Origin of the sequence: Streptomyces sp. NPDC091279, assembly GCF_044757465.1 — a bacterium.
Lineage (GTDB): Bacteria > Actinomycetota > Actinomycetes > Streptomycetales > Streptomycetaceae > Streptomyces.
Window position 1 is genome coordinate 78493 of record NZ_JBIVVA010000020.1, and the last position, 13483, is coordinate 91975.

Annotated in this window: 11 protein-coding genes and 1 pseudogene; 7 read left to right on the forward strand and 5 right to left on the reverse strand. The window is 72.2% G+C overall.

Going from position 1 to position 13483, the window contains the following annotated elements:
• The first annotated feature begins 260 nt into the window (after window positions 1–260).
• A complete protein-coding gene (locus ACIQOU_RS35045; RefSeq protein WP_401544065.1) occupies window positions 261–2708 on the forward strand; it encodes a beta-glucosidase in 2448 nt (815 codons plus the stop codon).
• 77 nt (window positions 2709–2785) lie between these two features.
• Complete coding sequence (locus ACIQOU_RS35050; protein WP_401544068.1) at window positions 2786–3448, forward strand: DedA family protein; 663 nt, start codon at window positions 2786–2788, stop codon at window positions 3446–3448.
• 6 nt (window positions 3449–3454) lie between these two features.
• Here the strand turns inward: ACIQOU_RS35050 and ACIQOU_RS35055 are convergent, their stop codons facing one another.
• Window positions 3455–4006: a gamma carbonic anhydrase family protein gene (locus ACIQOU_RS35055; protein ID WP_401544070.1), complete on the reverse strand. Its 552-nt coding sequence runs from the start codon at window positions 4004–4006 to the stop codon at window positions 3455–3457.
• Between the two features lie 73 nt (window positions 4007–4079).
• Between ACIQOU_RS35055 and ACIQOU_RS35060 the strand changes: the two genes are divergently transcribed.
• The 3 genes and pseudogenes from ACIQOU_RS35060 to ACIQOU_RS35070 all read left to right on the forward strand — a co-directional run.
• The gene (locus ACIQOU_RS35060; RefSeq protein WP_401544073.1) at window positions 4080–4877 is read left to right on the forward strand and encodes an acyltransferase; all 798 of its coding nucleotides are present in this window, start codon (window positions 4080–4082) and stop codon (window positions 4875–4877) included.
• Window positions 4878–5030: 153 nt separating this feature from the next.
• On the forward strand, window positions 5031–5603 hold the full coding sequence (locus tag ACIQOU_RS35065; RefSeq protein WP_401544076.1) for an XRE family transcriptional regulator: 573 nt from the start codon (window positions 5031–5033) through the stop codon (window positions 5601–5603).
• A gap of 32 nt (window positions 5604–5635) precedes the next feature.
• Window positions 5636–6187: pseudogene (locus tag ACIQOU_RS35070) on the forward strand (YbaK/EbsC family protein); the annotation flags it as partial.
• Between the two features lie 19 nt (window positions 6188–6206).
• Here the strand turns inward: ACIQOU_RS35070 and ACIQOU_RS35075 are convergent.
• The 3 genes from ACIQOU_RS35075 to ACIQOU_RS35085 form a co-directional block, all read right to left on the reverse strand.
• On the reverse strand, window positions 6207–7433 hold the full coding sequence (locus ACIQOU_RS35075) for a 4-hydroxybenzoate 3-monooxygenase (RefSeq protein ID WP_401544079.1): 1227 nt from the start codon (window positions 7431–7433) through the stop codon (window positions 6207–6209).
• A 118-nt stretch (window positions 7434–7551) separates the two neighbouring features.
• On the reverse strand, window positions 7552–9189 hold the full coding sequence (locus ACIQOU_RS35080) for an APC family permease (protein WP_401544082.1): 1638 nt from the start codon (window positions 9187–9189) through the stop codon (window positions 7552–7554).
• 423 nt (window positions 9190–9612) lie between these two features.
• Window positions 9613–10020: a CoA-binding protein gene (locus tag ACIQOU_RS35085; RefSeq protein ID WP_401544085.1), complete on the reverse strand. Its 408-nt coding sequence runs from the start codon at window positions 10018–10020 to the stop codon at window positions 9613–9615.
• A gap of 174 nt (window positions 10021–10194) precedes the next feature.
• Here ACIQOU_RS35085 and ACIQOU_RS35090 point away from each other — a divergent pair, with 174 nt between their 5' ends.
• Window positions 10195–10914, forward strand: a complete 720-nt coding sequence (locus ACIQOU_RS35090; protein WP_401544088.1) for a hypothetical protein — start codon at window positions 10195–10197, stop codon at window positions 10912–10914.
• Window positions 10911–11453, forward strand: coding sequence for a SixA phosphatase family protein (locus ACIQOU_RS35095; RefSeq protein ID WP_401544090.1), 543 nt, complete (start codon window positions 10911–10913; stop codon window positions 11451–11453). Before ACIQOU_RS35090 ends, ACIQOU_RS35095 begins: the two co-directional genes overlap by 4 nt.
• A 4-nt stretch (window positions 11454–11457) precedes the next feature.
• On the opposite strand, the gene ACIQOU_RS35100 is transcribed toward ACIQOU_RS35095, so the two are convergent.
• The gene (locus ACIQOU_RS35100) at window positions 11458–13437 is read right to left on the reverse strand and encodes an amino acid transporter (RefSeq protein ID WP_401544092.1); all 1980 of its coding nucleotides are present in this window, start codon (window positions 13435–13437) and stop codon (window positions 11458–11460) included.
• Window positions 13438–13483: the final 46 nt, after the last annotated feature.

Sequence of the window (13483 nt, forward strand, 5' to 3'; positions counted from 1 at the left end):
TGTGTGGAGGCCGACGGCTCTTCAGGGGTCGTGATCGCCGGGTCCGTCGGTCGCCGGTCGGGGCGGTGCGTCGTGGGCGCGGGTCGGCCGGTGAAGCGGGCCCCCGGATGGCCCCCGCTCCCTCGCCGCGCCCAGGAGGGTCAACTCCCGACCTGGTGTCCGTTATGTCGCATAGTGCGTTTCGGAATCGTTCGTGGGCAGGGCGTCGGGCGCAACCGCGGTTCGTCTCGCTGTGTCCGTGCAGTGGAGGAGTGAGGTCTGTGAGAGACACCGTTTCCCGGCGAGCCGCGCTGCGTCTGATGGGAGGTGCTGTCGGGGTGGTCGCGGGCGTCACCGGCGGGTTCGGGTCGCCCGCTCGGGCCCTGGACCGGGGGCGCGTCGACGGGCTGGTCCGGAAGCTCACCCTCGACGAGAAGATCTCTCTCCTGCACGGCGCCAACGACCCCGCCTCGCTCGGCCAGGCGGGCTACGTCCCCGGGGTGAAACGGCTCGGCATCCCCCCGCTGCGGCTCGCCGACGGCCCGGCCGGAGTGCGCGTCACCCGGCACGCGACCGCGCTGCCCGCGCCCGTGCTGCTGGCGTCGGCGTTCGACCCGGAACTGGCCCGGCGCTACGGACAGGTCATCGGGCAGGAGGGCCGCGCCCTCGGGCAGGACGTGCTCCTCTCCCCGATGGTCAACCTCATCCGCACCCCCTACGCGGGCCGCAACTTCGAGACGTTCAGCGAGGACCCGCTGCTCTCCTCGGACCTGGTCGCCGCCGAGATCACCGGCATCCAGGGCGCCGGACTGATCGCCACCGTCAAGCACTACGCGCTCAACAACCAGGAGAAGGACCGGGGTTCTGTCGATGTGCGGGTCGACGAACAGACCCTGCACGAATGCGAGTTGCGCGGGTTCGAAGCCGCCGTCGAGGCCGGGACGGGGGCGGTCATGGGCGCCTACAACAAGGTCGACGGGACCTTCGCCTGCGAGAACAAGGCCTTGCTCACCGGAATCCTTCGGGAGAGGTGGGGCTTCGACGGGTTCGTGATGACCGACTGGGACGCCGCCCACAGCACCGTCGCCGCCCTCACCGCGGGCCTCGACATGGAGATGCCCGAGGGGAAGTACTTCGGCGCCGCGCTGAAGGCGGCCGTGGCCGACGGCAGCGTGCCCGAGCGGGACGTCGACCGGGCCGTGCGCCGCGTCCTCACCGTCATGGACCGCTTCGGACTCCTCGCCGCCGACGCCCCACCCCGTCCGCGCCGGGACCCGCAGGCCGGGGCTGCCGTCGCCCTGGAGGTCGCCAAGGCGGGCGCCACCCTGCTGCGCAACGCCCACGACACCCTGCCACTGCGACCCGGCACCAGCGTCGCCGTCATCGGCCCCACCGGAAGCCTGCCCTCGGTCAGCGGCGGCGGCAGCGCCCATGTCGTCCCCGACCACGCCACCAGCCCCCTCGACACCATCACGTCCCGGGCAGGGAACGTCACGTACGCCCTCGGCGAGGATCTCTTCGGCACCCCGGTCCCGGCCGCCGCGCTCCGCCCCGCCCTCGCCGCCGACGGACACCGCGTGGCCGCCGGGCAGGACTGGAGCTACGACGGCACCCTCACCGTCACCGACGCCGACGAGTGGACGTTCGTCCTCCACTTCTCCGGCGACCCGGTCGCCCGCCCCACGGTCCACCTCGACGGCGCCGAACTCTTCCCGCTCGCCCCCGGCTACGAGGAGTACTTCGTCGGCGGTGTCGTCTCCGCCGCCCCCGACGGGATGACCGTCCGCCGCGCCACCCTGCACCTCACCCCGGGCAGCCACCCCCTGCGGATCAGCGCGCGGGGCGGGGACAGCGGGCGCCACTTCCGGCTGCACCGCATCACCCGCGCCACCCGGGCCCGCGATGTCACCGAGGCCGCCGAGGCCGCGCGGGCCGCCGACACCGTCGTTCTCTTCGCCTACGAGGACGCCACCGAGGGGCGGGACCGCGCGCGTCTCGCCCTGCCCGGGAACCAGGAGCGGCTGATCGCCGCCGTGACCGAGGCCAACCCGCGCACCACCGTCGTCCTCAACACGTCGTCGGCCACCTCGATGCCCTGGCTGGAGCGGACCGGGGCCGTGCTCCAGATGTACTACCCGGGGCAGGAGGGCGCCGAGGCCACCGCCGCCGTGCTGTACGGGGAGTGCGACCCGGGCGGGCGGCTCACCCAGTCCTTCCCGGTCGACGACGACCACCACCCCGTCGCGGGGGACCGCCGCCGGTATCCGGGGCGCGACGGCGTCGAGGAGTACTCCGAGGGCATCCACCTCGGGTACCGCTGGTACGACGCCGAAGGGGTCCGGCCGCTGTTCCCCTTCGGGCACGGCCTGTCGTACACCGCCTTCACCTACGAGGAGCTGTCCGCACGGGCCGTGGGGCAGGGCATCGAGGTGAGCCTCGTCGTGCGCAACACCGGGGCGCGGGCCGGGATCGCGGTTCCGCAGGTGTACATCGGGCCCTCCGAACGGCTCCGACTGGAGCAGGCGGTACGGGTGCTGGGCGGCTATCGGCGCCTCGCGCTGGGCCCGGGGGAACGGCGGCGGGTGAGCGTCCGGGTCGACGCGCGCACCCTCTCCTCGTGGGACCCGCACACGCACGACCGGGTGCTCGGCACCGGGCCGCGCACGGTGTGGGCGGGGGCGTCGGCGGGTGATCTGCGGCTGCGCACGAGCGTCGAGGTCGGTGGCTGAACCGGTAGGCTGCCCGGCGTGCGTCCGTCCAAAGCGGCGTGCGCCGGGAACACAGTGATCCTTGGGAGGAACCGGCTTTGCACGTGCAGGAATGGCTCGACAGCGTCCCCCCGGTGGCCGTCTACGCCCTGGTGGGCCTGGTCATCGGAGTGGAGAGCCTCGGCATTCCGCTGCCCGGCGAGATCGTCCTCGTCTCCGCCGCCCTGATGTCCTCCCAGCACGCCCACATCAACCCCCTGATCCTCGGCGCCTGCGCCAGCCTCGGCGCGATCGTCGGTGACTCCATCGGGTACGCCATCGGCCGCAAGGGCGGACGGCCGCTGCTGGCCTGGCTCGGGACGAAGTTCCCCAAGCACTTCGGCGAGGGCCATGTGGCCACCGCCGAGCGGTCGTTCGAGAAGTGGGGCATGTGGGCCGTCTTCTTCGGCCGCTTCGTCGCCCTGCTGCGGATCTTCGCCGGGCCGCTGGCCGGTGTCCTGCACATGCCGTACTGGAAGTTCCTGATCGCCAACGTGCTCGGCGGGATCGTCTGGGCGGGCGGCACCACCGCCGTCGTCTACTACGTCGGCATCGTCGCCGAGGACTGGCTGAAGCGGTTCTCGTACGCGGGCCTCGCGGCGGCCGTGCTGTTCGGGGTCGCCTCGATGCTCGTCGTCAAGCGGCGCGCGAAGAAGGCGTCGGAGCAGGCGGCCGAGAAGAAGGAAGCGGCTGGGACCGCCCCCGTCCCGGCCGCCGAATAAGCCCCCTCAGCCCTCGTCGGCCCCGGCGGGCTCGTCGTGCAGCGCGCGGTGCTCCTTGGCGAGGTCCGCGTAGTGGGTGCCGTTCGACGTCAACCCCTGGCGCTCCTCCTCGGACAGTTCCCGGCGGACCTTCGCCGGGACCCCGGCCACCAGGGAACCCGGCGGCACCCGCATGCCCTGCGGTACGAGTGCCTGCGCGGCGACGAGTGAACCGGCGCCGATCACCGCGCCGTTGAGGACCGTCGCGCCCATCCCGATCAGACAGTCGTCACCGACCGTCGCCCCGTGCACCACGGCGTTGTGCCCCACCGACACCCGCTCGCCGATGGTCACCGGGAACCCGGGGTCGGCGTGCAGGGTGCAGTTGTCCTGGACGTTGCTGCGCGCGCCGACGGAAATCCGCTCGACGTCGCCGCGCAGCACCGCCCCGTACCAGACGCTGGCGCCCTGCGCGAGGGTCACGTCCCCGATCACCGACGCCGTCGGCGCCACGAACGCCTCCCCGTCGATCCGCGGCTCCCGCCCGCCGATGCCCGTGATCAACGCCCTGTGCCCCATGGCCTCTCCTCGTCCTCGATCCCCCCGCACGGTACGCCACCCGGTGGGGTGAAGATCACAGGCCGGTTGACCGATGGGCGTCCCGCGCGCTGAGTACGGTGAGCGGGTGCCGAAGCCCACGAACACCTTCGCGTCCTGGTCCCGGGGGCTCGCGCAGCGTGCCGTGCACGCGGGCTGGGCCTGGGTGCGGGCCACCGGCTCGGTCACCGCCGAACACCCCGGCCGCTTCCGGTTCGGCGCGCTCGGCACCGGCACCCGGCTCGCGTTCCCGCTCGGCACGGTCTTCGGGGAACCGTGGATTCACCTCGGCGCCCACTGCATCGTCGGCGAACAGGTCACCCTCACCGCGGGACTCATGCCCGACCTCGACCTCGGCCCCGACCCGATCCTGCGCATCGGCGACGGCGTCGTCCTCGGCCGGGGCAGCCACGTCATCGCCGACACGACGGTCACCATCGGCAGCGACTGCTACGTCGGGCCCTATGTGTACGTCACGTCCACGAACCACTCCTACGACGATCCGCACCAGCCCATCGGCAAGCAGTGGCCCCGGATGGAGCCCGTGGAGATCGGCACCGGCTGCTGGATCGGCACGGGCGCGGTGATCCTGCCCGGTGCGAAGATCGGGCGGAACGTCGTCGTCGCGGCCGGAGCGGTGGTGCGCGGCACGGTCCCCGACTACACGGTGGTCGCGGGCGCCCCCGCCCGGGTGGTCCGGCGCTGGACCGCCGCGCAGGGCTGGCAGCCGCCGCTCAGGACCCCGCCCCCGGTGCCGATCCCGGACGGCGTCACGCCCGAACAGCTGCTGCGGCTCTCGGAGTTGACCGAGGCGACGGTGGCCCACCTCGCGGAACGGGAACCGGACGCCTGAGTGCCGCTCCGGCGGCGCGGGCAGGCCGTGCCGGGCCGGGTGGCCCCGCAGTACAGTTCGGTGCACGGGCGGGGCCACCCCACCATGGGTCAGCCGACCGGACTCCGCCCGCCACCTCAGTGCTCCGCGAGAGCCCCGATAGTTGGACGGAACGTGTCGGACCTCGACCTGCTGACCCAGTCCCTGGCGCGCAACGTCAGACGCTGGCGCACCGACCGCGGCTTCACCCTGGACACCCTCGCCGCCCGCGCCGGGGTCAGCCGCGGCATGCTCATCCAGATCGAGCAGGCCCGCACCAACCCGAGCATCGGCACGGTCGTCAAGATCGGCGACGCCCTCGGCATCAGCATCACCACCCTGCTCGACTACGAACAGGGCGCCACGGTCCGGATCGTCCCCGCCGAGCAGGCGGTACGGCTCTGGCACACCGACGCGGGCAGCTACAGCCGGCTGCTGGCCGGCACCGAGGCGCCCGGCCCGCTGGAGATGTGGGACTGGCGGCTGATGCCGGGCGACCGCAGCCCCTCCGACCCGCACCCGGTGGGCACCGTCGAGATCGCGCACGTCACGTCCGGCGAGCTGACCCTCACCGTCGACGGCGTCGCGCACCGCGTCCCGACCGGCGCCAGCGTCACCTTCGAGGCCAACACCCCGCACGTGTACGGCAACACCGGCGACGAACCGATGACGATGCTGCTGGCCGTCTCCGTCCCGCCGGTGCAGTGAACGGCCGCCCGCGCGGCTGTTGGCGTGCCGTCATGGACGCACCTCTCGGTCACTTCGACACCGCCGCCCCCGCCCCCGACCGCCTCGACGAACTGACCGCCCCGGTCGCCGACGCCGTACGGCACTGGAGCGGCACCGTCCCCGCCGAGCAGCTCGTGTACGTCGACACCGACCCGCAGTGGGCGGACACCGCCACCTTCGTCGAGCACTACGGGCGTGAACTCCTGGAGCAGTCGGCGAACTGCGTGGTCGTCGCCGGCAAGCGCGGCGGTGACACCACCCTCGCCGCCTGTGTCGTGCTGTCCACCACCCGGGTCGACGTCAACGGCGTCGTCCGGCGCCAACTCGGCGCGCGCAAGGCGTCGTTCGCGTCGATGGACACGGCGACCGGGCAGACCGGCATGGAGTACGGAGGCATCACGCCGATCGGACTGCCGGGCGGCTGGCCGGTGTTGGTGGACTCGGCCGTCGTCGACCTGCCCTACGTCCTGGTCGGCAGCGGACGCCGACGCGGCAAACTCCTCGTGCCGGGCAAGGCGTTCGCCGACCTGCCCGATGCCGTAGTGCTTGACGGGCTCGGGGTGGTCTCAGGCGCCGGGCCGCTCAGCGCGCGTTCTCGCCGAGGTACTGCTCGGCGAACGTGCCCGCCGCCGCTGGGGAGTTGAACAGGCGGCGCAGCCTGGCCAGGGTGGTGCCCGCGCGGTACGGGTCGCCCGACGACGCCCCGTGCAGCACGTCCGACAGCCACTGCGAGAACTCGTTGTAGTCCCACACGCGACGCAGGCAGGCCTCCGCATAGCCGTTCAGCCCGGTCATGTCGCCGGCCGTGAGATACGCGGTGAGCGCGTCGCCGAGCAGGAACGCGTCGTGCAGGGCGAGGTTCATGCCCTTCGCCGCGATGGGCGCGACCAGGTGGGCCGCGTCCCCGGCGAGGAAGAGCCGCCCGAACGCCATGGGTTCGGTCACGTAGTTGTGCATGTCGAGGACGCGCTTCTCCAGGAGCCGCCCCTCGGTGAGCGGCGGCCGGTCCGACGCCGCGAGCCGTTCCTGCAACTCCGCCCAGACCCTCTCGTCGGGCCAGTTGCCGGGGGTGTCGCCGGGCGGGCACTCCAGGTAGTAGCGGGTCAGCTCGGCGCTGCGCGGCATGTGTCCGGCGAACCCGCGCGGATGGACGCCGAACACCACACAGTCCGACGACGGCGGCACCTCGGCGAGCAGCGCCAGCCAGCCGATGCCGTAGTCGTGCCGGCTGGTGCGGGCCTGCTCGGGCAGCACCGTCCGGGTCACCCCGCGCGCCCCGTCGCAGCCCGCCACGAAGTCGGCGTGCACCAGCCGCCGTCGGCCCGCCGCGTCGGTGTACGACACCGCGGGCCTGACCAGGTCCAGGCCGTGCAGCTGGACGTCCCGCACCTCGAACTCGATCGCGCCGCCGCGCACGTCGGCGTACTCCCGCACCAGATCCGTCACGAGCAACGGCTGTGGATAGACGAAGTGGTGACGTCCCGTCAGTTCCTGGTAGGGGAGCCGGTGGCGCCGCCCCTCGAAGCGGAACTCGCACGCGGTGTGCGTCTCGGCGCGCGCCAACAGGTTCCCCGCCAGGCCCCGTTCCTCCAGGCCGCGCACGGCCCACTCCTCGATGACACCGGCCCGGGGCCGCCGCTCGATGAACTCCCGGCTCTCGGTCTCCACCACCAGACAGTCGATACCGGCGGCCCGCAGCACATTGCCGACCGTGAGCCCAGCGGGCCCGGCCCCCACGATGACGACCGGGAAACGCGAGGCGGCGGGGGAGCCGGGCGGGTCGTGGGGGTGGGGGGCGTCGCTCGTCACCCGGCCATTATGACCGTGGCCCGTCAGCCACCGCGGGGCAGGGGAGCGGTGGCCGACGGGCCCTGGGGAGGGGAGGCCAGGGAGGCCAGGGAGGCCGGGGAGGGGAGGCCGGGAGGGGTCAGTGGGTGGGCGCGTCCGTCACCACGACCTCGTCGATGCTCCGGACGATCTCCTCGGTGCGGGAGGCGGTGGCGCGCGCCCAGTAGTAGATGCCGAGCGAGAACGCCGTGATGATCAGCATGTCCCACCACAGCGGGATGCGCCCGGCGCCGCCGAAGCCGCCCTGCCAGGAGATCACGCCCATGCCCAGCAGATAGACCGGCAGCCACTGAGCTGCCTTGAAGTCCATGCGGGGCGCGTCCGGCCGCTCACTCGCGATGGCGTACCAGGCGTAGCAGCCCAGCAGCAGGTAACCGAGGACGATCGCCACACCGAGCCGCCACAGGGTGTCCCAGCCGGCCCAGTAGATGATGAGGTTGGCGACCACGAACGACAGCGGGGCGATCACGCCGCCCGCGGGCAGCCGGTACGGGCGCTCCAGGTGAGGCAGGCGCTGCGCGAAGACGCCGTAGGCCAGCGGGGCGCCCGCGTACATCAGGACGCTCGCCGAGGTGATGAAGCCGACCAGTTCCTGCCAGCTCGGGAAGGGCAGGAAGCAGACCACGCCGGTCACGAACGAGACGATCAGGCCGAACCACGGGACACCGCGGGCGTCCGTGCGCGCGAAGATCTTCGGCGCGTAGCCGTTCTTCGCCAGACCGTAGGAGACACGGGAGGTGGCCGTGGTGTAGATGAGGCCGGTGCCGCCGGGGGAGATCACCGCGTCGATGTAGAGGACGACACCGAGCCAGCCCAGGCCGACCATGGTGGCCAGGCCCGCCCAGGGGCCGCTGATGCCGGGGAAGTCGAGCTTGGCCCAGCCGTGCGCGAACGTGCTGTGCGGGAGGGCGCCGATGAAGACGATCTGGAGCAGCAGGTAGATGACGGCGCCGATGGCGACCGAGCCGAGCGTGGCGCGGGGCAGGTCACGCTTGGGGTTGCGGCTCTCTCCGGCCAGCTGGATGGCCTGCTCGAAGCCGAGCAGCGCGAAGATGATGCCGCTGCCGCTGATGGCGCTGAGGATGCCCTTGGCGCCGAACGGGGCGAAGCTCTCCGAGGTGAAGTTGCCCGGGTGGAAGTTGCCCGCCGCGATGATGAAGATGGCGCCCAGCGGGACGGCGATCTTCCACCAGGTGGCGGCGCTGTTGGTGTGCGCGAGGGCCCGGACGCCGAAGAAGTTCACGGCGACGAAGACGGCCATGAGCACGACGGCCGCGATCAGCCCGGAGCCGGTCAGGGTGCCGTTGGCGTGCTCGAAGCCCTTCGCGAAGCCCCAGTGACCGGCATAGCCGATCATCGCCTCGACCTCGATGGGGGCGACCGTCGCGGCCTGGAGCCAGGAGAACCAGCCGAAGGACATGCCGGCCAGTCCGCCGAAGGCGTAGTGCGGATAGCGGGCGGTACCGCCCGCCACCGGGAAGAGGCCGCCGAGTTCCGCGTGCACCAGAGCGAGCAGGACGATCGCCACCGCGCCGATCACCCACGAGATGATCGCCGCGGGCCCGGCGGCCGTGACCGCCTTCTCGGCGCCGTACAACCAACCGGACCCGATGATGGAACCGACGGAGGCCCACATGAGGCCGATGAGTCCGACGTCCCGTCTCAGGGAGTTGGAACTTCTGGTGCCTTCTTCGGGGGCGTGGCCGACACTTACCATTTTCTCAACGGCCTCTCATAATGTGAATGCGCGCTTTCAGCGTCTGAGAGGTTGCAGATTACGAATCAGCGCGCGCACGGCAGAAGATGCCGGGACCATTTTTGACCAATACCGGGGACGATCCTGAACAGCGCATCACACGTTCTGTACGCAGGGGAAACGCGCGCGCCGATCACGTGACGACTTCGACAAGACCCGTTCCGGTTTCGGTAAGAACGGTGGCGGAAACGGATCAAGGCTGTCGGCCGCCAGGCGGAAACGGATCAACTCCGGTGGGCGGTACGGGAAAAGAGCCGACACCGGCGGGCGACGCGGGAAAGGATCAACTCCGGTGGGCGGTATTTCACCGCCTGTCGTCCCTCGCGAATCCGCTCGGGCCCCGGAAAAACGGCGCCGCGCTCTCCGGCCGGCCCGTGGGGCCCGTCAGCCGAGGCGGGGTATCTCGATCGCCGGGCAACGGTCCATGACCATCGCCAGGCCCGCCGCACGGGTACGCGCGAACGCCGCCTCGTCGACGACCCCGAGCTGGAACCACACCGCCCGCGCGCCCTTGGCCACGGCCTCGTCGGCGACCGCTCCGGCCAGCTCGCTGTTCACGAACACGTCCACCACGTCGACGTCGAACGGGATCTCCGCGAGGCTCGCGTACCCCTGCTCGCCGTGCACCGTCTCGGCCTTGGGATGCACCGGCACGATCCGCTTGCCGAAACGCTGGAGGACCTGGGCGACCCCAAAGGCGGCACGCCCCCGGTTGGCCGACAGGCCCACCACGGCCCAGGTGTCACCGAGCCTGGTGAGGATCTCGCGAACCGCCGCGTCGTCGCCGTACACCGTCGGCCTCCCTGAACCGGATGAATGTGTCGCTGCCCTTCAGCCCTCCCAACGGACGACAACGCGCCAAGATTCCCGGTTCGCGCACCCGATGGTTTCGGCGGTCGGCGCGACCTGGTCGGAAATCGACGCCCGGCGCCTGCGCCCGGGCGCGCGGGCGCCTACGCTCAGGACGTGCTGCGCATCACCGACGCCCGAAGCGGCGAGACCGTCGAGGCCGCCCCGGTCCGCCGGAGACTGACCAGGGTCGAGGCCCACGTACCCGAACGAGGCACCGGCGCCCTGCGGGTCCTGCTGGTCGCCGACCTCCTCGCCCGCACCCTGGAACTCGGCGGTACCCCGGTCTGGAGCGTCCTGACCGGCGACGCCGACCCGCGGGAGGTGCAGGCCGACGGCGCGGCGCTCGGGGTACGGCCCTCCGAGGACAGCAGGGACGTCGGCCGCGGACTCGGCGAGGCACAGATCGTGCACGTCATCGCGGCGGACGGCGGCCCGACCCCCGACGGCGTCCGCGTCACCGTCGCCCCCGGCGGCCCCGTCGACCTCACGGGCGCCGACCCCACCGTGATCCGCCTGGCCCTGCTCGCCACGCCCCGCGACACCCCCGTCCGGCTCGACCCGGCCACCCTGGACGAGGCCCGGGACACGCTCCTGCGGTGGCGGCGCGCGGTCGCCTCCTGGGCCGCCTCGCCCTCCCGGCCCGTCCCCGAGAGCCTGCGCGGCCGGCTGCGGGACGCCTGGGAGAACGACCTCGACGTGCCCGAGGTGCTGCGGATTCTGGCCTCGGTGGAGACCGCGTCGGGCGGCGTGGACGGCGCCCGGTTCGAGACGTTCGCCTACGCGGACCGGCTGCTCGGGCTCGACCTCACCCTCGCCCTGGGCTCGGGCACATGAGCGAGCGCACGGGCACCGGCCCGTTGCGGCGCCTGGTCGTGCTGCGGCACGCGAAGTCCGCGTGGCCACCGGGCGTTCCCGATCACCAACGGCCGCTCGGCCCGCGCGGACTGCGGGACGCACCGGCCGCCGGACGCGCCCTCGCCGAGGACGACGTCCTGCCCGACCTCGCCCTGTGCTCCACCGCCGAACGCACCCGCCGCACCTGGGAACTGGCCTCGGCGCAGTGGGCCACCCCACCGCAGGTCCGCCACGACGAGCGGCTGTACGCGGCCGACGCGCGGGAGTTGCTGGACGTCGTCCACGAGGTGCCCGCCCGGGTCGAGACGCTGCTCCTGATCGGGCACAACCCCGGCCTGGAGGAACTCGTCCTCACCCTCGCCGGTGACAGCCTGGACGACGCGCTGGACGCGGTCCGCGTGAAGTTCCCGACCTCGGCGATCGCCGTCCTGGCCTGGCACGGCACCGACTGGCGGCACCTCGGCCCCGGCGCCGCCCTGCTGACCGCCGTGCGCGTTCCCCGGGGCCGTATGTCCTAATGTCCTAACCCACGTGCACATGGGGGCGTCGTTCCGGATTCTCCTCCGCGCGGCGCAGCACCTCGCGGGTCACCGGGGCGACCTCGCCGTCACCGAAGACCAGGAACCGGACGAGATGGCTGAGGGGATTGCCCTCGGTCCAGCTGAAGTACGCGTGCGGGACCTCGCCGGTGCGGTCGCGCAACGCCAGCAGCACCGCCGCGATCGTGTTCGGCACCGTCGGCCCCGACACCCGCAGCCGCCGCACCCCGTGCTTGTGGTCGCCGTGCACGGTGACGTCCGAGGTGAAGTCGGACGAGTCGTGCAGGAACACCTCCAGGAACAGCGGATGCCGCCCGCCCGGGATGTGGGTGTGCGCCCGCTGGTCGTACTCCTTGGCCCGGTACTCGCGCCTGCTGTGCTCCTGGGGCTCGTTCGCGATCAGCTGCAACGGCCCGCTGCGCGCCGCCTCGTCGACGAGTCTCGCCGCCGTCTCGTCGAACGTGACCTCGGCGGCCCGCAGTTCGAACGCCCGGTGCACCCGGGAACCGAACGACGTCGCCAGGATCGCCACGATGAAGATCGCCGCGATCTTGATGCCGTCGGGGCGCTCCGCGACGTTCGTGACCAGGGTGTACGCGAAGACCGCCGTGATCGTGCCGAACCCGAGGGTGGCCGGGCGGCTGCCGCGCCGGTGCATCGCCACCGTCGACGCGAACGACGCCGACAGCATCAGGACGAGCACCCCGGTCGCATAGGCGCCGCTCTGCGCGTCGACGTTCGCGTCGAACCACACCGTGATGAGGACCGCGGCCCCCATGAAGACGAGCACCAGGGGACGCACCGCGCGGGTCCACTCCGGGGCCATGCCGTAACGCGGCAGATAACGCGGCACCAGATTCAGCAGCCCGGCCAGCGCGGACGCGCCCGCGAACCACAGGATCGCGATCGTCGACACGTCGTACACCGTCCCGAACACCGGCCCCAGATGCTCGTGCGCGAGATACGCCAGGGCCCGTCCGTTGGCCGGTCCGCCGCTCCTGAAGTCGGCCTGCGGGATCAGGACCGTCGTCGCCAGGCTCGACAGGAGCAGGAAACAACTCATGATCAACGCGGCCGTGGTGAGCAGCTTCCTGGTGTCCCGGATGCGCCCCTCCGGCTTCTCCCAGGTGTCCGTCGCATCGCCCTTGACCTGCGGCATCACGGCCACCCCGGTCTCGAAGCCGGACATGCCGAGCGCCAGCTTCGGGAACACCAGCAGGGCCACGCCGACCATGGCGAGCGGCGAGGAGTGCGCGGCGGTCAGCGCGTCCGTCCAGTTCCCGATCCGCACCGGGTGGCTGAACACCTCCCACGCGGAGACGGCGAGCACCACGACGTTGAGCGCGAGATAGGTCGTCACCAGCACCACCGCGATGCCGATGGCCTCCCGGAACCCCTTGAGGAAGACACCGCCCAGCAGACCGAGCAGGATCAACGTGATCCACATGCTGTCGCCCGCCAACCAGTGCGGGGCCAACGGGTTCTCCACCACGTGCGCGGCGGCGTCGGCGGCCGACAGGGTCATCGTGATCATGAAGTCGGTGGCCGCGAACCCCAGCAGCACCAGCACGAAGAGCTTCCCCGCCCACCAGGACAGCAGCCGCTCCAGCATCGCGATCGACCCCTCCCCGTGCGGGCTCTCCCGCGCCACCCGGCGGTACACCGGCAGCGCGCCCAGCAGGGTCAGGCCGATCAGCACCAGGGTCGCGAGCGGGGACAGCAGCCCGGCCGCGAGCGCCGCGATGCCCGGCTGGTAGCCGAGGGTCGAGAAGTAGTCGACGCCGGTCAGACACATCACCCGCCACCAGCGGTGACCCTGTTGCTCGGCACGCGGCGTTGCGTGCGGCCCCGGATGCCGGGCCGACTGCTCGCTCAACCCCTCCAGCAGCCACGACCGCAGCCGGGACCTCCTGGACGGGGAGCGTGCCGCGTCCGCCGCGCTCCCGGCCTCCGTCCCCGTCATGGGCTGGCCTCCCTGCGATCGGTACGGTCGGGCGGACCGGCCCCGC